Origin of the sequence: Winogradskyella sp. (assembly GCF_025210595.1) — a bacterium.
Classification (GTDB): Bacteria; Bacteroidota; Bacteroidia; order Flavobacteriales; family Flavobacteriaceae; genus Winogradskyella.
Genome location: NZ_JAOARH010000026.1, coordinates 1 through 21,332 on the forward strand (window position 1 = coordinate 1; position 21,332 = coordinate 21,332).

Annotated in this window: 16 protein-coding genes; 2 read left to right on the forward strand and 14 right to left on the reverse strand. The window is 33.6% G+C overall.

The features are described 5' to 3' along the window. From N4A42_RS02310 to N4A42_RS02375, 14 genes are all read right to left on the reverse strand, one after another. The coding region (locus N4A42_RS02310) for an acyl-CoA dehydrogenase family protein (protein ID WP_294069326.1) at positions 1-663 on the reverse strand (663 nt) is incomplete at its 3' end. Positions 664-704: 41 nt separating this feature from the next. Continuing rightward, a complete protein-coding gene (locus N4A42_RS02315; RefSeq protein ID WP_294069329.1) occupies positions 705-1,058 on the reverse strand; it encodes a four helix bundle protein in 354 nt (117 codons plus the stop codon). 38 nt (positions 1,059-1,096) lie between these two features. Next, positions 1,097-2,287 (reverse strand): acetyl-CoA C-acyltransferase, encoded by a 1,191-nt coding sequence (locus tag N4A42_RS02320; protein ID WP_294069332.1) that lies wholly within the window; start codon positions 2,285-2,287, stop codon positions 1,097-1,099. Positions 2,288-2,373: 86 nt separating this feature from the next. Beyond that, positions 2,374-4,779, reverse strand: coding sequence for a 3-hydroxyacyl-CoA dehydrogenase/enoyl-CoA hydratase family protein (locus tag N4A42_RS02325; RefSeq protein WP_294069335.1), 2,406 nt, complete (start codon positions 4,777-4,779; stop codon positions 2,374-2,376). 6 nt (positions 4,780-4,785) lie between these two features. Next, entirely contained in the window at positions 4,786-5,238 is a 453-nt protein-coding gene (locus tag N4A42_RS02330; RefSeq protein ID WP_294069337.1) for a MarR family transcriptional regulator, read from the reverse strand. Positions 5,239-5,441: 203 nt separating this feature from the next. Further along, positions 5,442-6,242 (reverse strand): cytochrome c biogenesis protein CcsA, encoded by an 801-nt coding sequence (gene ccsA, locus N4A42_RS02335; protein ID WP_294069340.1) that lies wholly within the window; start codon positions 6,240-6,242, stop codon positions 5,442-5,444. Continuing rightward, the gene (locus N4A42_RS02340; RefSeq protein ID WP_294069342.1) at positions 6,229-7,482 is read right to left on the reverse strand and encodes a cytochrome c biogenesis protein ResB; all 1,254 of its coding nucleotides are present in this window, start codon (positions 7,480-7,482) and stop codon (positions 6,229-6,231) included. The genes ccsA and N4A42_RS02340 overlap by 14 nt, the downstream gene beginning before the upstream one ends. Before the next feature lie 35 nt (positions 7,483-7,517). Beyond that, on the reverse strand, positions 7,518-9,008 hold the full coding sequence (gene nrfA / locus N4A42_RS02345; RefSeq protein ID WP_294069344.1) for an ammonia-forming cytochrome c nitrite reductase: 1,491 nt from the start codon (positions 9,006-9,008) through the stop codon (positions 7,518-7,520). Beyond that, on the reverse strand, positions 8,998-9,612 hold the full coding sequence (nrfH, locus tag N4A42_RS02350; RefSeq protein ID WP_294069346.1) for a cytochrome c nitrite reductase small subunit: 615 nt from the start codon (positions 9,610-9,612) through the stop codon (positions 8,998-9,000). The genes nrfA and nrfH overlap by 11 nt, the downstream gene beginning before the upstream one ends. Position 9,613: 1 nt before the next feature. After that, positions 9,614-10,882 carry an alginate export family protein gene (locus tag N4A42_RS02355; RefSeq protein ID WP_294069348.1) on the reverse strand — a complete coding sequence of 423 codons (1,269 nt, stop codon included), beginning with the start codon at positions 10,880-10,882 and terminating at the stop codon, positions 9,614-9,616. Positions 10,883-11,059: 177 nt separating this feature from the next. After that, positions 11,060-12,832: a long-chain fatty acid--CoA ligase gene (locus N4A42_RS02360; protein ID WP_294069351.1), complete on the reverse strand. Its 1,773-nt coding sequence runs from the start codon at positions 12,830-12,832 to the stop codon at positions 11,060-11,062. 313 nt (positions 12,833-13,145) lie between these two features. After that, positions 13,146-16,808: a phosphoribosylformylglycinamidine synthase gene (gene purL / locus N4A42_RS02365; protein ID WP_294069353.1), complete on the reverse strand. Its 3,663-nt coding sequence runs from the start codon at positions 16,806-16,808 to the stop codon at positions 13,146-13,148. Positions 16,809-16,970: 162 nt separating this feature from the next. Further along, positions 16,971-18,758, reverse strand: coding sequence for an endonuclease (locus N4A42_RS02370; RefSeq protein WP_294069355.1), 1,788 nt, complete (start codon positions 18,756-18,758; stop codon positions 16,971-16,973). Between the two features lie 9 nt (positions 18,759-18,767). After that, positions 18,768-19,979: an RsmB/NOP family class I SAM-dependent RNA methyltransferase gene (locus tag N4A42_RS02375; protein WP_294069362.1), complete on the reverse strand. Its 1,212-nt coding sequence runs from the start codon at positions 19,977-19,979 to the stop codon at positions 18,768-18,770. Positions 19,980-20,223: 244 nt separating this feature from the next. Here N4A42_RS02375 and N4A42_RS02380 point away from each other — a divergent pair, with 244 nt between their 5' ends. Together N4A42_RS02380 and N4A42_RS02385 are read left to right on the forward strand one after the other, a co-directional pair. Continuing rightward, entirely contained in the window at positions 20,224-20,802 is a 579-nt protein-coding gene (locus tag N4A42_RS02380) for an RNA polymerase sigma factor (protein WP_294069357.1), read from the forward strand. A 42-nt stretch (positions 20,803-20,844) separates the two neighbouring features. Further along, positions 20,845-21,156, forward strand: coding sequence for a hypothetical protein (locus N4A42_RS02385; RefSeq protein ID WP_294069360.1), 312 nt, complete (start codon positions 20,845-20,847; stop codon positions 21,154-21,156). Positions 21,157-21,332 lie beyond the last annotated feature (176 nt).

The window sequence follows — 21,332 nt, forward strand, 5'->3', positions numbered from 1 at the left end:
AATTCCATTTGGATTTTTTGGATCATATTCTACGATAAATCCAGTAATATTTTTGTCATCTTCAATACGAGCGAATACAATCATTAAATTACAGAATCCAGCATTTGAGATCCACATTTTTTGCCCAGAAATAAGATAATGCGTGCCATCCTCTGTAAGAACAGCTTTTGTTTTTCCTGAATTGGCATCAGAACCAGCAGTTGGCTCTGTCAAACAGTAAGCTCCCATCCATTCACCGCTAGCTAATTTTGGAACGTATTTTTGTTTTTGTGCTTCAGTTCCATAAAGTGTTATTGGCATGGTTCCAATTCCAGTATGTGCTCCAAATGCAGTACTAAAAGATCCAGTTGCACCAGAAATATAATCACATGTTAAAACTGTAGAGACAAAACCTAATCCCATACCTTCATAAGCTTCAGGAACAGCAACACTTAAGAATCCAAGTTCACCAGCTTTTTTCATTAATTCCTCTGTAAAAGCGTAATCTTTCTTTTCAAAACGCTCTTTATGTGGCCAAATTTCTCTATCGACAAATTCTTTTACAGAATCACGCATCATTATTTGCTCTTCTGAAAAATCTTCAGGAGTAAATACGTCTTCACATTTCGTTTCTTTTACAAGGAATTGTCCTCCTCTTAATAATTCTTTTTCTTTTGCTTCCATTGCTATTTAGATGTTTAGATTCAAGAACTAAGAATCAAGACTTAAGTGTCTAAACCCTTTTTAAAACTTGAGATCATTTTTTGTATTTGTTTTATATTTTGTTCTAACTCATTAAATTTTTCTTTCGAAAGATATTGTTCGTTATATGCTATAATTAATTGAGTTTCCCATTCAAAAGAAGAGCCTAAGCTAATTTCTAAATAAGATTTAAAGTGCTTATTAGAACTTTTGCTTGAACCTTCAGCAATATTTGAAGGTATAGACACAGCACAACGATTCATTTGGGAAACCAATCCAAATTTCTCAAAATCAGAAAACGATTTTGTAAGCTTATATGTTTTTGATACTAAACTCATACTTTCGGTCCAAACTTTAAGTTTTTTGAAATTATGCATATTAATATTTTGAATCTTGTGTCTGTTAGTCTTGGTTCTTACGAAAGAAATTCAAAAATTCCTGCGGCACCTTGTCCAGTACCAACACACATGGTAACCATACCATATTTTCCTTGCATATTACGCTTACGCATTTCATCAAATAACTGTACGGATAGTTTTCCTCCAGTACAACCTAGTGGATGTCCAAGTGCAATTGCACCACCATTAACATTAATGATGTTTGGATTTAAATCCAACTCTCTAATTACAGCCAAAGATTGCGAAGCAAAAGCTTCATTTAATTCTATCAGTTCTACATCATTTTGTTGTAAACCTGCTTGTTTTAAAGCTTTTGGAACTGCAGCTACAGGACCAATTCCCATAATGCGTGGTGGTACTCCAGCTGCAGCATAACTTACTAAACGCGCTTCAGGCTCAATACCTAACTCTTTGACCATATCTTCACTCATAACCATGACAAAAGCAGCACCATCACTAGTTTGCGATGAGTTTCCTGCTGTTACTGAACCATTAGCGGCAAATACTGGACGTAATTTTGCTAAAGCTTCAACACTAGTACCTCTACGAGGACCTTCGTCTTTGGTTACTGTATAATTTCTTGTTGCACGCTTTCCTTTAGCATCAATGTATGTTTCTTCTACATCTATTGGTGCAATTTGATCTTGGAAACGATCACTATCTAAAGCTTTTAAAGCTTTCATGTGTGATTCGTAAGCAAACTTATCTTGATCTTCTCTTGAAATATTGTATTGTTGAGCAACAGCTTCTGCTGTATTTCCCATTCCCCAATAATAGTCTTCGTGACCAGCGTTTACTAAATCGTAATTTAGTTCTGGTTTAAATCCTGTCATTGGCACAGAACTCATACTTTCAGTTCCTCCTGCAATGATGCATTCTGCCATTCCTGATTGGATTTTAGCAACTGCCATTCCAATTGTTTCTAATCCAGAAGAACAAAAACGGTTTACAGTTACTCCAGGAACATCTACAGAATCTAATCCTATTAAAGAAATGATTCTTGCCATGTTTAATCCTTGAGAACCTTCAGGCATTGCATTACCAACTATAACATCATCAATTCGCTTTACATCAAACTCTGGTAATTTTCCCATCATATATTTGATGGTTTCAGCAGCTAATTCGTCAGCTCTTTTAAATCTGAACACCCCTTTTTTAGACTTTCCTACGGCTGTTCTATATCCTTTTACTATATATGCTGTTTTCATTATTTCTTGTTTTAAGAAAAGAGAGAATAGAGAAGAGAAAATAGACAGTTTCTCAAGTCTTTATTCTATACTCTTTATTCTATTTTCTAATTTCTCAACGGTTTACCAGTTTTTAACATATGCTGAATTCTTTCTAAGGTCTTACGTTCTGTACATAGACTTAAGAAAGCTTCTCGCTCAATATCTAATAAGTATTGTTCAGTAACTTTTGTTGGTTCTGATAAATCTCCTCCAGCCATTACATAGGCTAGTTTATTTGCAATTTTTTGATCGTGTTCAGAAATGTATTTTGAAGCATTCATTGCATCTGTTCCTACTAAGAACATACCCAATGCTTGCTTACCTAATACTAAAATATCATCACGTTTTACAGGTTGTGTATATCCAGCATCAGCCATTAATTTGGCATGTGCTTTAGCAGTTGCAATTTGTCTGTCTTTATTCACAACAACAACGTCTTTTCCTTTTTGAAGTATGTTCGTATCAAAAGCTTCATAAGCTGAAGTAGCAACTTTTGCCATACCAATGGTTAAGAAGTGTTCTTGTAATACATTTAATTGTACATCACCTTTGTGGAATAAATCTTGAGCTCTTAAAGTCATTTCCTTAGAACCTCCACCACCAGGAATTACACCAACTCCAAATTCTACTAAACCAATATAAGTCTCTGCAGCAGCAACGACTTTGTCTGCGTGTAATGATAACTCACATCCACCTCCAAGTGTCATTCCGTGAGGTGCTGCAACCGTTGGAATAGAAGAGTAGCGCATACGCATCATGGTATCTTGGAAATATTTGATAGCCATGTTCAATTCGTCATATTCTTGCTCAACAGCCATCATAAAAATCATTCCAATATTTGCACCTACAGAGAAGTTTGCACCTTGATTTCCGATAATTAAACCTTCAAAGTCTTTTTCAGCTAAATCCACAGCTTTGTTTAATCCAGCTAAAACATCACCACCAATGGTGTTCATTTTAGATTGGAATTCACAGTTTAAAATTCCGTCTCCTAAGTCTTCAATAACAACGCCCGAATTTTTAAATACTTCATTTGACTTTCTAATATTATCTAGAATAATGAATGCATCTTGTCCAGGTTTTTTAGTTTGTTGTTTTGATGGAATGTCATAATAATATGTTGCTCCATTATTAACAGTATAGAACGAAGCACTTCCTGAAGCAATCATGTCATTAACCCAAGCTGCTGGCTGTAAACCTTCAGCTTTCATGATTTCGATACCTTTTTCAACTCCAATAGCATCCCAAATTTGGAAAGGCCCATGTTCCCAACCAAATCCAGCTTTCATAGCATCATCAATCTTATAGAGTTCGTCTGTGATTTCAGGAATTCTGTTTGATACATATTGGAACATTGCTGCGAAATTCTTTCTATAGAATGCTCCAGCTTTATCTTTTCCACTAACTAAAATTTTGAACCTATCGATAACCTTATCAACAGTTTTAGTTAATTCTAAAGTGGCAAAAGACGCTCTTTTTTTAGAACGGTATTCTAAAGTGTCTAAATCCAATGATAAGATTTCTTTCTTCCCATCATTAACAACTTTCTTGTAGAACCCTTGCTTTGTTTTGCTTCCTAACCAGTTGTTTTCCATCATAGTGTTGATGAAATCTGGTAATTTAAACAATTCATGTGCTTCATCATCTGGACAGTTGTCATAAATCCCATTTGCAACATGAACTAAAGTATCTAATCCAACCACATCAACTGTTCTGAAGGTTGCCGATTTTGGACGACCAATAACAGGTCCTGTTAATTTGTCGACTTCCTCTATAGTGAGTCCTAATTCTTTAACTTGATGGAAAAGAGATTGAATTCCAAAAATTCCAATTCTGTTTCCAATAAACGCAGGCGTATCTTTAGCTATTACAGACGTTTTTCCTAGGAATTGCTCTCCATAACCATTTAAGAAATCTAAAACGTCTTGAGAGGTTTGTGGCCCTGGAATAATCTCAAATAATTTTAAGTAACGTGCAGGATTGAAGAAGTGTGTTCCACAGAAATGCTTTTGGAAATCTTCACTACGACCTTCACTCATAAATTTGATAGGAATTCCAGAGGTGTTAGAAGTGATCAAGGTTCCTGGAGTTCTGTGTTTTTCAAGATTCTCAAAAACCATTTTCTTGATATCTAAACGCTCTACAACAACTTCAATAATCCAATCTACATCTTTAACCTTTGCGATATCATCTTCTAAGTTTCCAGTAGTAATTCTACTAGCAAATTTTTGATGATAAATAGGAGAGGGTTTCGATTTTAAAGCACCTTTAAGTGAATCGTTTACTAAACGATTTCTTACGGCTTTGTCTTCAAGGGTAAGACCTTTTGCTTTTTCGGCATCATTAAGTTCTCTAGGAACGATGTCTAAAAGTAAAACGTCAACTCCAATATTGGCAAAATGACAAGCGATTCCGCTTCCCATAATTCCTGAGCCAATTACTGCAACTTTATTAATTCTACGTTTACTCATTATATTTTAAAATGTGTTCTTTTTAATTGTATATATTTTCTTGTTAGAAATCATATTGTTGATTAGTTCAGCCACTTCATAAAAGTGCTTTATCTTTTCATCATCAATATTAGATTTAATGGCTTCGTTAAAAGTTAAAACACGTTCTTTAGAGTATGCTCTTTTTTCTCTTCCGAATTCTGTGAGATGAATAAGTACGCCACGACCATCTTCTGGGTTAGGTTTACGTTCTATTAAACCTTTTTCTTCCATAGTTTTTAGGGTACGCGATAAGCTTGTTGCTTCCATACCCATTTTTGGACCTAATGATGTAGAAGGTGTTCCTTTTTCAGGATCTATGCTTAATAGCGCAAAGCCAGTAGCCATTGTTGTGCCAAATTTTAAAGCCTCTTCATTATACATTTTATTTACTGCTAACCATGTGGTTCTCAGTACGTAATCTATGGTTTTGTCTTTCATTCAATTTTTATTAGATCCAAAGATAAAAAAAAATACTATGCATGCATAATAAATTAGTGAAAATTATGCATGCATAGTATGTTTGTCTTAAAACATTAAATATAAAAAGCATTTCTTAATCAGAAATGCTTTTGGAATAAGGCTATTAAATTTTTAAGTGTTCTATCTTTATTAAATTGTTGTTTAGAATACTTCAAACCCATTTACTGCGTGTAGGTATGTACACTATTTGATGCAACAGGAAGGTAATTAACTCCAAACCAACAAACTAAAAGTATAATAAAAGCAACCGAAAGTATATATAGTGCTTGTTTAGATTTATTAGGATGGAAAAAGCGATAATGAATATAAATGAGATAACCCATCCAAGTTAAGAAAGCCCATACTTCTTTTGGATCCCAAGTCCAGTAATGTCCCCAAGCTTCTTTTGCCCAAAGTGCACCAAAGAGTAATCCGAGAGTTAAGAAGCTAAATCCTATATAAACTAAATTGTCAGCTAATTTTACATGAGAAGGATTAAAAGAACCTTTGTATATCTCATAGGTACCTTTAATAGCTATAATACAAGATGCAGACAAAACAGCATAAGAGAATAGATAAACGAGTACGTGAGGGATAAACCAAACACTTTGTAAAGCTGGCATTAAAGTTTTTGAATGTGTTTCTGGATTAAGGTAATTGATAACCAAAAAGAGTCCAGCCATACAAAAGCTATAAATAAGAAACCATTTGTATTTCCATCTAAAATAAGTAATAAAACCAATTACAGGAATAAATGTAGAATACCATAAGCGTGTTTCGCCAAGGGTTCTCATTGGTGGTCTGTCTAATTGTATCCACAAATTAATAACAAAAGCAATTAAAGCTAAAGAGCCTATTCCTAAAAAGACAAGAGCAATTTTACTAAAGGATTCTTTTTTATAAGAATACAACAGCGCAATGATACCTATAAGCCATAAGCTAATGGTTACTGTAAAATAATAAGGGAAATTAATCCAATCCATTTGGTTGTTTGTTAATTTTTGTATTGCCTATCCAAAACATGTATATCGCGCCTGCAATCATCATAAAAATACCAATATATATGTATGGTAACCAAGGGTCTTTTACTAATTCTAAAACGCTTGTATTAGACCATTTTCCTAAAGTATCATCATAACTGTATTGGTAAATTTTCCAATGGTCATGTTTATAGGGTTTGTTAACTTCTAAAGTGGCTTTTATTTGTTGCTCATCTTTTGTAAGTATAGTAATGTCTGAACTGAATTTTTTAGCTTCAGGAATAGTCATTACTAAAGAGATTTGTTCATTAATTTTTAATGACTGAGGTTGTTTTATAAAGCTGCCACAAGAAATCCAACCATTAATAGTGCTATCCTTTTGTTTGTCATAAACCTCAACAAGTGCAGAAGGGGGAGCTCCTAATTCATTAGTAAATGCATATCGATCTCCAATACGCCCAGAGGTTACTAAAAAATCATCAACTTTAATATCGTAATCACCAAAAACATAGTCATTGCCTTTTTCTATAAGGTAGAGATTTTTACCTTCATTAAAATGTAATTCTCCAGTTTCGTTATCAACAAGAGCAAGTTTTGGTGCATATTCATCAAGTCTAAAATCATTTAGTACAAAAGCAAAAGGTAATTCTACAGGTTGATTGTCTTCATTATAGGCAATCCAGCTAGGCTGTTCTTCTGTAGTTTGAATTGTAAGTCGTTCTAAATCTCCGCTACCTAGTAATCCTGCGGTTAGTGCTATAAACAGTCCTAAGTGATTTAAAATAAACCCTATATTAGATGTTTTAAATTGAAGAAAGCGTTTAATTGTAACTAATCCTAAATTGCTTAAGAACACAAAAAGAATTAAAATAAAGGCCCAATTGGTGGTAATGTGATTAAGGCCTAAAAGATTTACTAAATAATTATCGGAATGGGTTTGAGGTATTATTCCCATAATCATCACCATAAATGTTACCAAACTGATACTTGAAATCGCAGCTGGAACTTTTGTTAACCACCTTATGATTTGCACATGACTAAACCATTTGTGTGCTACAAATAGTAGAGTGCAATATGCAATTAAAATAATGAGATTGTGAGGGAAGGATATGCTTAATGTAATGGCATTACCAGTACTAGCTTCAATAGCAAATCCTGCTAACATTAAACCCATTCCAATAATAAAAGATTCAACATAACCCCAAGGTTTGTCCCAGAGGTTATGTTGTTTTTGTTTTTTCATGATAATTAATTCAATTGAGAATTAGAAAACCTTAATTAATAAGCACTTTCTCTTTTTTCAGCTTCTTCATCCCACTTTGGAGCCAATTCTTTTAAGAATCTTTCTTTTTCGGCTTTTAGTTTTTCAACTGGTAAGCCAATAAATTCTTGCGCTTTTGCTTTGGTTGAGATATCTGGATAATCTACTTCACCTTCAAATCCTAATTTTATAAGAAGTTTAGCTAGTTTTATTCTTGTTTCTTGTGTAATATCAATACCTCTTGCAATTACACGACCAGTTTCTACAGGTGCATGGAAAGAGCCACCATGTGATGCAGCAGCATAATCCCAACGCCATTGTCCTATTCTAATACCATGAAGAATATCTTTCATTTGTTCTTCGGTTGCACCAAGATCCCAACATTGTTTAGCTTCAACGTGCGCTCTTACTAATAATTCTTCGAGCTTATCTCTATTATGAATTATCTTGTCTTGGTTATCAAATACATTTCTTATTAATTCATCTGTTTCTTCTCTATGGCATACTTGACAAGAGTTAGCAACATTGTTTAAAGGCGACTGAATATGGTGGTCTGTAAATTTTTGTCCACCTTCAGTTTTGTATGGCATATGGCAATCTGCACAAGATACTCCACGTTTACCATGTATACCTTGTTGGTGTACTTCGTATCCAGGGTGCTGTGCTTTAAGCATAGGTGCTTTACTTAATTTGTGTACCCAATCTACGTGCTTAACATTATCATAGTACTCTTCCATATCTTCTAGAGTCATACCTTCATCCCATGGGAATACTAAATAAGGTACACCTTCTTTTCCAGGTAATTTTTTGTTGAAATAATACTCTGAGTGACATTGTGCACAGGTTAGTGAGCGCATTTCGTTATGAGACGCTTTGGTAATATCCTTACCTTGTCTTTGGAATGCTTCAATAAGTGCAGGTTGCGTAATAGTAAGATTCATGGTTTTTTCATCATGACAGTTAGCACAGCCAATAGGATTAACCATTTCTGCACCTTTACTAGACCATTTACCACTATAATAATCGATAACACCATTTTCTTCTATGTAACGTGGCACGTCAGGTGACTTACATGTCCAGCATGTAGAAGGCATTGGTCCATCATCTGGTCCTGTTGGTGCACCAGTACGTAATGTGTTTCTTAAATCTTCAATAGCATAGACGTGTCCACGACCTTGATTGTAATCTTTGGCAAATCCATAGCCAGCCCAAAGGACAACTAATCTAGGGTCTACATCTAGCATATCAATCATTGCACCACCATTATATTTTGATTTAAATGTAGTGTCCGCAGTTTTGTAGTAAGATTGATATTCGCGAGGGAAGTTCTTTCCCCATTCTTCGTTTCTAGGTTCTAATTTGTTAATTTCTGTTTGTGGAGTGTAAGAATACTTAGCTTCCATCTTTCGTTCTGTAATCGAAGATACCAATATTCCTAGTAGAAAAACGACTACCATAGCTGCAACAAATACAGCCCAGTTTCTCCAAAGTTTCTTCTTATTCTTCATTGTTATTATTTTGTTTAGTATCGTTATTTAATATTTTTTCTATCCATTCAGGAACTGATTCTTGGTGTTCAGTAGGTACTTTACCATAATATTTTGTAGATGATAAACTGTGTACTGATCCATGTGGAACTTCTTGGTGACATTCCCAGCAATTACGCTGTGTTCTATTCTTATAATGGTCTGAGATTTGCGCATCTAATTTTGCATCTGTAACTTGATCTTGATGACATCTGATACAGTTTTGCTGTACCACTTCAATACCAGCATCTTTCATTTTTATTACTTCAGGCTCTCCTCTAGATGTAAACACAGAGGCATGATATAGTCCATCTTTTGCTTTGAAAGCATATTTTTTGATGATATTATCATGAGGAACGTGACAATCATTACAATTAGCTACTTCTCTGTGAGAACTGTTTCTCCAAGTTGTGTATTGAGGCGTCATTACATGACAATTTGCACACGTTTCTGGATCATCTGATAAATATGATATTGCTTTAGATTCAATTGCAGCATAAAAAGATAGTCCCAAGATACCACCAGTAAGTGCTATTAGCGGTAAACGCCATCCTCCAACTAAAAACCTTTTTTGCTTAAATTTCATTTTAGTTTAAAAATTTAGGTTTAAATACTAACATTGCCCAAGCCCAATTTTGTGAACTTGCTGCATCATCTTCAGATATGCCTTTTAACTCATACATTCCATCACTTGGGAATAGGTGAGAGTAACCTAGTACAAACTTGTAGCCTTTAAATGATTTTGAGAATACTAAGTCTACCTCAGTACCTAAAGATTTTTCTCCGCTAGGTAAGTCTTGTTCTCCACTAAAATTTAATGCTTTAACCATAAGGTTAGAAGTTTCATTAAGTTTAAAATTAGCGCTAACATGAACATCAAATAATCCAATAGAATTTGCATGGTTTCCTACGTAGAAATAATCCATAAAACCGTTGAATTTGTGATTAGTTCCGTAAAGAGGGAAGAACGCACCAGTTTCTCCAGCGTCTCCATCGTTACCGCTTATCATTTCTGTACCAATACCTAATTTTACTTTGTCTGAAACTTTGTAATTAAGGTCTAAGCCCAAAAGGTAAGCTCCTTTAACGTCAATTTCGCCTTGGCGTTCGCCTGTTTGTAAGAAAGCATTGGCTACGATACCAAATTTGTTCTTATTATATTTAAGGTGAGTACCAAAAGTTTGAAGGTTGCTTACTCCATCTGCTTCATTATCTTCGTCAAAATTTTGGAAACCATTATTCATTAATAATAGACTACCTGAGAAGTTATTCCATTTTTGACTCAAGTGAGCCATTTGCATAGTTTTGTAAGAAAAGAATCCCGTTGTATTATAAGCGGTACCTTCTGATACAAATCCTGTTGGGTGAGAATAATCTTGATTAAATGCAAGTGCAACGTCTAATGCAAATTTTTCTTTTCTGTATTTGATCATTGCTGCATCATGATTACGACCTTGTTGAGCCCAATCTAATCCACCTAAGATTCTTTGGTCATCATATGATAAAACTTGACGTCCAATTTTAGTAGATAATCCTTCAGCTAATTTAATTTCTGCCCAAGCTTGAAATATTGCAAAAGAATTGTTTTGATCGTTAGGTAAAATTTGTCTGTTTTCACCCCAAACCATTACATCCTGTAAGCTTAAAAAAACCGTATAGCTTTCGGTTGAAAACTTAGTGTTTAATCTAGCTCTTGTAGAAATACCAAAACCAGCATCGGTATCTTCAGAGATTAAGCTGCCAAAACCGTTTCTGTATTCTGTACGTGGTCTAAATTCAGCATCAATAGTTAATTGTGCATAGCCGAAAAATGAGAGTAAACTGAATAATACGAAAGTTAATTTTTTTGAGGTCATATATATGAGATTTGATTACTTTTTCGTAGCATAAATTTCTCAAAAACTGCCTCTATTTTTTATGACAAATGTCACTTTTGTTACATAACGATTAAGGGTAAAGTAGTATGGTTTTTCAACGAATTGAATTTAGGATGTTTTGATTCTATTTAGAATGATTCTAAATTAAAAACAACGCTAGAGGTTATATATTTTGTTGTATAAACCTTGGTATTTCTTCTTAATTACGTCTCTTTTCATCTTCATTGTAGGTGTAAGATGACCATCATCTATCGTCCAAGCTTCAGAAGTGAGTTCAAATTTTTTGATTTGTTCCCATTTTCCAAAATTCTTATTGTATTTGTCAACTTCTTTTTGGATACGTTTAATGACTATTTCAGATGTAGCAATTTCTTTTTCAGAAATTCCAATATTATGATTTTTGTGTTCTATCCAATCTCTTATAAATTCAAAATTTGGTTGAATGATAGCTCCTGGCATTTTCTCACCTTCGCCAACAACCATGACTTGTTCTATAAATAAAGATTGTTTAAAGTCGTTTTCTAAAAGGGTTGGTATAATGTATTTTCCTCCAGAGGTTTTAAACATTTCTTTTTTACGACCAGTAATTTTTAAGAAACCATCCTCATCTATAATGCCTTTATCTCCTGTGTGAAAGTAATCACCAGTCATTACACTAGACGTTTTTTCAGGATCTTTGTAATAACCTAACATTACATTTGGGCCTTTAACTAAAATCTCTCCGTCATCAGCAATTTTAACTTCTACATTGTCTATAGGTTTACCAACAGTTCCTACTTTATAGTGTTGATCTCTGTACATGCCAACACCAACGACAGGAGAGGTTTCTGTAAGTCCGTAACCTTCCATAACTTGCATTTTAGCGGCTGAAAAAACTCTAGAAAGTCTTGGTTGTAATGCTGCACTACCAGAAACCATGGTTGTTAATTCTCCACCTAGTGCTGCTCTCCATTTACTAAATATAAGTTTGTTGGCTATGCTTAATTTAAATTCGTACCATGCACCATTGGCTTTATAAGGTTGCCATTGTTCTCCTAATTCTACAGCCCAATAAAATAACTTGTGCTTTATGCCAGAGAGTTCATCAGCTTTTAGCATAATTTTGTCAAAAACCTTTTCTAATAATCTTGGAACAACGCTCATTAAATGAGGTTTTATTTCTTTAGCATTATCACCAATTTTATCTAATGCCTCAGCAAAGTATACAGAAGTTCCAGCATATTGATAGACATAAATTAAGACACGTTCAAAAATATGGCAGATTGGTAAAAAGCTAAGAATTCTCGTTTCGCCATCTATTATAGGTAAGCGTTTAGAAGAATCTAGAGCATTACTCGTAATGTTCCAATGTGAAAGCATTACACCTTTTGGTTTTCCAGTTGTGCCAGAAGTATAAATGATGGTAGCTAAATCATTAGGTTTTACAGCGTCTTTTCTAGCTTCAACTTCATTTTGATTGCTCTTATCTTTTCCTAATTCAAATAATTCAGAATAGTGCTTACAGCCATCAATATGATCAAAAGAATACACTTCTTTTAATTTAGTTTTAGATCTAACTTTATTAATCTTTTCTAATACTTCTTCATCAGATACAAAACAATAAATGGCCTCACTATGATTTAAGACATATTCATAATCTTCAGCCGAAATGGTTGGGTAAATAGGAATGTTTTGCGCGCCTAACTGAAGGATGCCAATATCCATTATATTCCATTCTGTTCTGTTAGTTGATGAGATGACAGCAATTTTATCGTCTTTTTGAACACCCATTTTTAGTAATGCGCGACTAATAGTATTAGCTTTGTCAATATATTCTTGTGTAGACATTGGTGTCCATTTACCATTGTATTTTGTAACTAAAGCTTTTTGGTTTGGCTTATGTTTTAGTTGATAGTATGGAAAATCAAAAAGGCGAGTAACGTCTGTCATAATCTTAAATCTGCAATTATTTTTAGGGATGTCTACGAAAATAATAAATTTAAGGTTAATTATTTTAGAGTATAGGAATTAATCTGTTTTAAATGATTTATTGAGAAGATAGAAGTGTTGTAGGTTAGCTATTTAGCATAAAAAAAAGGGCTTTAGAAACTAAAACCCTTTAAAATTATGATGCTTTTAACCCTAACTACTAACAAAATTTAAGTAACAATCCTATATGATTAACAAATATCATTAGTAAAAGCATCTTTTTTTGAATTCGGCAAATATAATAAAAACTAACTTATTAAAAGTCATTGTATTATTATTTATTTTGTACCCATTTTCTTGCATTTACAAAAGCTTCTAACCAAGGCGATACTTCGTCTTTACGTCCTTGTGGATAGTTAGCCCAGTTCCATTGGAATGTAGAACGCTCAATATGTGGCATCATAACTAAATGACGTCCTGTAGTATCACACATCATCGCTGTGTTAAAGTCAGAACCATTTGGATTATGAGGATAACCTTCATAACCGTATTTAGCAACAATATTGTATTGATCTTCAGTGTATGGTAAATCAAATTTACCTTCACCATGAGAAATCCAAACGCCTAAAGTACTTCCAGCTAATGTTGATAGCATTACTGAGTTGTTCTCCTGAACTTTTACCGAAGTAAATGCACTTTCGTGTTTTTGAGAATCGTTATGAACCATTTTACCATGAACTTCATGTTCTGGGTTGATAAGATCTAATTCCATCCATAATTGACAACCATTACAAATACCAACCGATAAAGTATCTTCACGTTTAAAGAAATCGTTGATGACTTTATTTGCTTTTTCGTTGTATTTGATAGCACCAGCCCAACCTTTAGCAGAGCCTAATACATCAGAATTAGAGAATCCACCAACTGCACCTAAGAATTGAATGTCTTCCAAAGTTTCACGACCAGAAATTAAATCGGTCATATGCACATCCTTAACATCAAAACCAGCTAGGTACATAGCATTTGCCATTTCACGCTCAGAGTTAGACCCTTTTTCACGAAGTATGGCTGCTTTTGGTCTTGGTTTTGTTGCATCAATTTCAGGAAGTTTTCCTGTAAAGTGACTTGGGAATGTATATTGTAATCCTTGATTTTTATAATTGTTATAACGGTCTTCAGCTAAACCATTAGCAGTTTGCTTTTGGTCTAATAAGTATGATGTTTTGTACCACATATCTCTTAAGCGAGAAACTGTCATGGTAAATACTTCAGCTTGATTGATGATGCTTAATACATCAGATTCAGTAACTTTTCCAATGTTGTGGAATTCTATATTTGCGTCAGCTAATACAGTTTCAATTGAATTGTCTTTTGCTTGAATTACGATTCCAGCATTTTCAGAAAATAATACTTTGAAAGAATCTTTTTGGTTTAAAGCAGTAATGTCTAATTCAGCACCTAGATTTGTGTCTGCAAAACATAATTCTAATAGTGTTGTAATCAATCCTCCAGAAGCCACATCGTGTCCAGCAACAATTTGCTCATTAACAATTAACTGCTGAATCGTATTGAATACTGTCTTTACATAGTCAGCACTTTTTACTGAAGGTGTATTGTTTCCAATTTTATTACAAATTTGAGCAAACGAACTTCCACCTAATTTAAAGTCATCTTGAGAGATATTGATATAGTAAATATCACCAGCATTCTTTTGGAATACAGGCTCAACAACTTTGGTAATGTCATTACAGTTTGCAGCAGCTGAAATAATAACTGTTCCTGGTGCAATCACTTCCTCGTTAGGATATTTTTGCTTCATAGAAAGAGAATCCTTTCCAGTAGGAACGTTAATTCCTAGATCGATTGCAAATTCAGAGATCGCTTCTACAGCTTGGTATAAGCGCGCATCTTCACCTTCATTTTTACAAGGCCACATCCAGTTGGCAGATAAACTTACATTAGTTAATCCGTCTTTAAGTGGTGCCCAAATGATATTTGTTAAGGCTTCAGTAATACTATTTCTACTTCCTGCAACAGGATCAATCAATCCAGAAATAGGAGAGTGCCCAATTGAGGTTGCAATACCTTCTTTACCTTTATAATCTAAAGCCATCACACCAACATTGTTTAATGGTAATTGTAATGGTCCAGCACATTGTTGTTTGGCAACTTTTCCACCAACACAGCGGTCTACTTTGTTGGTTAACCAGTCTTTACAAGCTACAGCTTCTAATTGTAATACTTGATCTAAATAGTCATAGAAGTTGTCTGTGTCATAAGAAATACCACTGTAATTTCTGTCTACAGTAATATCATTCATGATGGTTTTTGGTGAGCTTCCAAACATATCCTCTAAAGCTAAATCCATTGGCTTATTACCTTTGGTTTTAGATTGAAATGTAAAACGATCGTCTCCAGTAACATCACCAACAGTATACATTGGCGAACGTTCACGCTCAGCAATTTTGTTAAGCGTTTCAATATGTTTTTCAGAAATGACTAATCCCATACGTTCTTGAGATTCATTTCCAATAATTTCTTTATCTGATAATGTTGGATCTCCAACAGGTAATTTATCTAAATCGATGTTTCCACCAGTATCTTCAACTAATTCTGACAAACAGTTAAGATGTCCACCTGCACCATGATCGTGAATAGAAACGATGAAGTTTTCTTCACTTTCTACCATACCACGAATGGCATTGGCAGCACGTTTTTGCATTTCTGGATTAGAACGTTGTACAGCATTTAATTCGATACCAGTTGAGAATTCTCCAGTATCTGCAGATGATACAGCAGCACCTCCCATTCCAATGCGATAATTTTCTCCACCAAGAATAACAATTTTGTCACCTTCGCTTGGTGTGTCTTTTAAAGCTTGTTCTGCTTTACCATATCCAATTCCACCAGCTTGCATGATTACTTTATCAAAACCTAGCTTACGTGCATCTTCTTCATGTTCAAAGGTTAAAACAGATCCTACAATTAGAGGTTGTCCAAATTTATTTCCAAAATCAGAAGCTCCATTAGAAGCTTTAATTAAGATGTCCATTGGTGTTTGGTATAACCAATCGCGTTCTTCAACCGCTTTTTCCCAAGGTCTATTGGCTTCTAAACGTGAATAAGAAGTCATATAAACTGCAGTTCCAGCTAATGGTAAAGCACCTTTTCCTCCCGCAAGACGATCTCTAATTTCTCCTCCCGAACCAGTTGCAGCACCATTAAAAGGCTCAACTGTTGTAGGGAAATTATGTGTTTCTGCTTTTAATGAAATTACAGATTCGTAATCTTCAGTCGTATAGTAATCTGGAATATCAGCACGTTTTGGTGCAAATTGTTCTACTTTAGGACCTTTTATAAAAGCAACATTGTCTTTATATGCAGAAACAATATCGTTATGATTTTGTTTCGATGTTTCTTTGATTAATTTGAAAAGTGATGTTGGTTTCTCTTCACCATCGATAATAAAAGTTCCATTGAAAATTTTGTGACGACAGTGCTCTGAATTCACTTGAGAAAATCCAAATACTTCAGAATCTGTTAATGGACGACCAATCTTTTTGCTAACACCTTCAAGGTATTCAATTTCTTCCTCGCTTAGCGCTAAACCTTCTTGCTCGTTATAAGCAGCAATATCAGTAATATCTAAAATAGCTTCTGGTTCAATATCAATGTCAAAAATAGTTTGTCCTAAACCTTCAAATTTTTGAGATAACATTGGGTCATAATCAGAAAAGTTTTCAATTACCGATTGAAATTCTTCAATTCTGATAATGTCAGAAATACCCATATTTTGAGTGATTTCAACTGCATTGGTACTCCAAGGTGTAATCATGGCTGCTCTTGGTCCAACAAAAAAAGCATCAAGAGATGCTTGTTCAATTTTTGGTTGGTTCCCAAATAACCATGTCAATTTAGAAATGGTTTCAGTTGATAATTCTTCTGCTGTTTGTACAGCAAATACTTTGCTGTTTACGTTTCCAAAGAAATGAATCATTATATATGTCTGTTAGTTAGAAATAATAAAGCACAAAGTTACGTGATTTTGTACTATTCTAATTAAAATTTAAACGCTAAATGGTGAAGTATTCAACAGGTTTTAAACAAAAAAGCGATTGAAGTATTATCAATCGCTTTTTAAGTGTTTTTGATTATGTCTCTAGTTTTTAACTAGTCGTTTACTTATGGTTTTATTATTTTGAATTAATTTAACAATGTAAACTCCTGCTTTTAAATTTTGAAGGTTTAAGCTAGTAGAACTAGATAAAGTGGTGTTATGTACACGTTTTCCTAAAATATCATAAATCTCAATTTTAGTGCTTTGCTCATTAGCTATATTAATATTTAAATTTGATGTTACTGGGTTTGGATATAGTTTTACATCATTTATGCTAAAATCTTCTATAGAAAGTAATCCGCAAGTCCAAGATAAATTATCAAACATTACTCTATTAGAAGGTGTGCTGTTATTGTTAATTATTAAAGAACTTACCATATTAATATCGACATTAATAGTTGTAGTTGTTGGTGTATCATTGTAAGGTATAGTACCAACCACATTACCATTTATCACCAAATCAAAAGTACCAGAACTTCCTCCGAATACTCTTTGGGTAGTTACGGTTAACTCTTCTATATAGTCACTGTTAAGAGTGCTTGGTTGTAGTGTTCCATTTCTTATTGTTATAGCTCTACCGTCTAATGTTTGATCTGTTCTTGCATCTGTAGCAGTCCACATTATTCCATTATTACCTGTCCAATTTCGCTCTAAATAAGAGCCGGAGCTATCAGGAATATTTTCGAAATTTTCATCAATACAGTTTAAGCTAGACCCATTGTCTAATGTAGTCTCGCAAGATTCATTACTAAAGCCAGATTCATTACCAGCAGCATCTTTTGCTTTTATTGTAAAGCAGTAAATTGTCTCTGGAAGCAAACCTGTAGCAGTTGTGTTTGTGTTGTTGTTACCTGTATTAAAACTAAACACAGCGTTTATATAAATATCATAAGATTCTACAGCAACATTATCTGTTGAAGCTGTCCAGCTTAAATCAATAGTGTTATTTGTTGGGTTAGATGCTACTAAATTTGTAGGATCTGATGGTGCTACATTATCTGGGCTTGGATTCCAGATTATATTAACATATTCTGGATGATCAACAAAGGGGTTTGCATTACCTTGAAAGTTGTAGGCAGCATTATTTCTATCAATTTCTCTTTGATCTACAGGATCTACATTATAATGCCAATCTAATAACATATCTATAGCCCAAGTTTCAAAAACCTGATCTTCTGTACCATTAAACATTTCCCAGTTATAATTGTCTACATTATCTTGATAACGTACAGCAAAATATAATAAGGCTCTGGCTATATCTCCTTTAAATTCATCTATAGGTTCAAACACTACTCCAGAATATCCTGATACATTACTATTACCACGTTTAGAGCCATTTTGCGATGTCCAATTTGCAGATCCAACAATACCAAAAGGTAGGCTGCCTCTTTGTCCATTTACAAAACCATCACTTGGTATAACATGGTGAATGTCGTTTTGCATAGGCGAAGCACTGTTGAATGTTGATTGCGGTATTAGGTGTTCACGGTTATGGCAAACACTTTCTGCATTATAATTTCCGCACTGATCTTGCCCATGATTATATGTGTAAGGATCTGTGCCATTAGGGTTTTCAGTATAAAATAACAATACGGTATTGTCATTTTCATAACCACTTTCAGGAATGTTGTCGGAATGCGTTGTTTGGTAACCTGTATATAGCGCACCATAACCTTGGTCATTATGTCCGTTTGATATAATGTTTCTCAACTCTGTTTTTAAGGCATAACCTGATAAACCGTTAGCTGAATCATAATAATTAGCTGGTATTTGAGTCCAACCTGTTGCAGCAACACACACAATTGCTAATAAAGTGTAAAAATGTTTCATTATAATTTTTTATTTTTTTTCTAATAATGCCATGTAAAATCCATCAAAACCAGATTTATGAGCTAATACTTTTTTATCTTTTATAAGATTAAATGCTTTTCCTTCTTCAGAGGCTAAGAATTTAGAGACTTGTTTTTCATTTTCTGATGGTAAAATAGAACAGGTTGCATACACCATTTTCCCCCCAGATTTCACCATTTTAGAATACTGTTGTAAGACTTCTGTCTGTGTTTTTTTAATGTTATCTATGAACTTAGTTTCTAATTTCCATTTGGCATCAGGATTACGTCTTAATACTCCTAAACCAGAACAAGGAGCATCTATTAATAAACGATCAGCCTTGTTATGCAATTTTTTAATTGGTTTGGTGGAATCGATTACCTTTAGTTCAATATTATGAACGCCATTTCTTCTTGCTCTAACTTTGAGCTTTTTTAATTTACTTTCGTAAATATCCATGGCAATAATTTGTCCTTTGTTTTGCATAAGTGAAGCTAAATGCAATGTTTTGCCACCTGCACCTGCGCATACATCTACAACTTTCATGCCTGGTTTTACATCTAAAAAGTCTGCAACGAGTTGAGACGATGCGTCTTGTACCTCAAACCAACCATTTTTAAAAGCATCTGTTTTAAAAACATTTGCACGTTCTTTGAGTTTTAAGGCAGAAGGATGATCTGGTAAAAACTCAGTATCTATATCTTCAGATTGAAGTTTTAGTTGGAGATCTTTTTTGTTTGTTTTTAAAGTATTAACTCTTAAAATAACATCTGCTTGCTCATTTTGCATTGCAATTTCTTTAGTCCAGATAGCTTCGCCTAATTCATCGAGCCCTAAGTTGTCCATCCAATCAGGAATAGATTCGCGATACTTTCTAATTTTAGAAAGCTCATCAAAACGTCCTTTTATTTTTCGGGTTGGTGTGTCAGAAAAATATTTCCAGTCTGGTAATTTTATGCCTTTAAGCGTTGCCCAAACTGCAAATAATCTCCAAAGATTATCTCTGTCGTAAGGTGCTTTTACGTTAGCAATTTCGGCATATAATCGTTTATATCTAACAATTTCATATACAGTTTCTGCTACGAAGCCTCTGTCTCGACTTCCCCAACGTTTGTCGCGTTTTAGTAATTGTTGTACTACTTTATCTGCGTATTCATTCTCATTAAAGATTTTGTGTAAACCATCAATAACAGCAAAGCATAAATTTCTGTGTAGTCGCATTGTTATAGTATTCAATGTTTAGTAGTTGGTTATCAGTATTTAACGGTAAGTGGAAACATGGTTCTTTAACTGTTGGTAATAACTGAAAAACTGCCTACGCATAAAAAGGAGTGCAAAGGTAATATAAAAGTTGTTATGCGCTATTGTATTGATTGTAAAGTCTTATCTTTTTCATAAAATTTTAGCACAAGTTTTTTTTAGATTATGCATCTAAACTAAATTGCAGTAATATCTAAATTATAATTTGACCGAAGAAACTTTAATAGCGCAGTTAAAACTTAAAAACACAGCAGTTTTTTCGCAACTAATAGATTTGTATCAACAGAAGATTTTTGGAACCTGTATCTCGTTTGTTCCAAATAAAGAAGATGCTGAGGATTTGGTGCAAGAAGTGTTTCTAGAAGTTTATAATTCTATACATAAGTTTAATGAAAAATCTAAGCTATCTACTTGGATATATAGAATAACAACCAACAAATGCTTGGAGTTTATAAGAAAGAAGAACACCAAAAAGCGTTCAGCATTTTTAAAACCTCTTTTTGGTGATGATTTTACAATTGATAAAACCAATTATTTTACAGAATTTAATCATCCAGGGTTTTTATTAGAAAATAAAGAGTTAAACGAAACTTTATTTAAGGCAATAAATTGCCTGCCAGAGAGTCAATCTATAGTGTTTACTTTGCATAAAATTGATGGTAAAAGCTATCAAGAAATTGCAGAAATAACCAATAAAAGTTTGTCTTCAGTTGAATCTATAATGTTTAGAGCAAAGAAAAATTTACAAAAGCGCCTTTATAACTATTATAAAAATGAATTTTAGCACAAGTTATTTTAAGCTTGTGCATCTAAATAACAAATGATTATGATGTTAGATCCCGAATTAAATAAAAAAGTTGAAGCTACAATAAACTCAGTTGACTCTATCAAAGCAGTTGGTGTTTCTCCATTTTTAAAGGATAGAATATTAAACAATATTAATACTAATGAAGCTGTGGAATCTTCAATTTGGTCTTGGTTTACACCAAAGTTACAGTTTGCTACTTTATTGATATTGATAATGCTTAACATTTATGCTTACAAGGCTTTAACGTCTAATGATTATAATATCACTGTAGAAGAGTTTGTAGATACTTATAATTTTGGTGAAGAGACTTATACATCAATCTTTAATTAGTAGAGTTATGAAAAAGCAGACAGTTTTATACATACTACTCATATTTCTTATGATTTCTAATGGATATTTTCTTGTGCATTATATGAGTAAAAGAGGACACAGAGATCATGATTATAAATTTTCTATTGCTAAAAAATTAAATTTTGATGAAAAGCAAATGGCAGCATATGATTCTA

Excerpts from the sequence above, each read along its gene's own strand:
- N4A42_RS02315 (WP_294069329.1), bottom strand. The coding sequence starts at position 1,058 with ATGCATAATTTCAAAAAACTTAAAGTTTGGACCGAAAGTATGAGTTTA.
- N4A42_RS02320 (WP_294069332.1), bottom strand. The coding sequence starts at position 2,287 with ATGAAAACAGCATATATAGTAAAAGGATATAGAACAGCCGTAGGAAAG.
- N4A42_RS02325 (WP_294069335.1), bottom strand. The coding sequence starts at position 4,779 with ATGAGTAAACGTAGAATTAATAAAGTTGCAGTAATTGGCTCAGGAATT.
- N4A42_RS02330 (WP_294069337.1), bottom strand. The coding sequence starts at position 5,238 with ATGAAAGACAAAACCATAGATTACGTACTGAGAACCACATGGTTAGCA.
- ccsA (WP_294069340.1), bottom strand. The coding sequence starts at position 6,242 with ATGGATTGGATTAATTTCCCTTATTATTTTACAGTAACCATTAGCTTA.
- N4A42_RS02340 (WP_294069342.1), bottom strand. The coding sequence starts at position 7,482 with ATGAAAAAACAAAAACAACATAACCTCTGGGACAAACCTTGGGGTTAT.
- nrfA (WP_294069344.1), bottom strand. The coding sequence starts at position 9,008 with ATGAAGAATAAGAAGAAACTTTGGAGAAACTGGGCTGTATTTGTTGCA.
- nrfH (WP_294069346.1), bottom strand. The coding sequence starts at position 9,612 with ATGAAATTTAAGCAAAAAAGGTTTTTAGTTGGAGGATGGCGTTTACCG.
- N4A42_RS02355 (WP_294069348.1), bottom strand. The coding sequence starts at position 10,882 with ATGACCTCAAAAAAATTAACTTTCGTATTATTCAGTTTACTCTCATTT.
- N4A42_RS02360 (WP_294069351.1), bottom strand. The coding sequence starts at position 12,832 with ATGACAGACGTTACTCGCCTTTTTGATTTTCCATACTATCAACTAAAA.
- purL (WP_294069353.1), bottom strand. The coding sequence starts at position 16,808 with ATGATTCATTTCTTTGGAAACGTAAACAGCAAAGTATTTGCTGTACAA.
- N4A42_RS02370 (WP_294069355.1), bottom strand. The coding sequence starts at position 18,758 with ATGAAACATTTTTACACTTTATTAGCAATTGTGTGTGTTGCTGCAACA.
- N4A42_RS02375 (WP_294069362.1), bottom strand. The coding sequence starts at position 19,979 with ATGCGACTACACAGAAATTTATGCTTTGCTGTTATTGATGGTTTACAC.
- N4A42_RS02385 (WP_294069360.1), top strand. The coding sequence starts at position 20,845 with ATGATGTTAGATCCCGAATTAAATAAAAAAGTTGAAGCTACAATAAAC.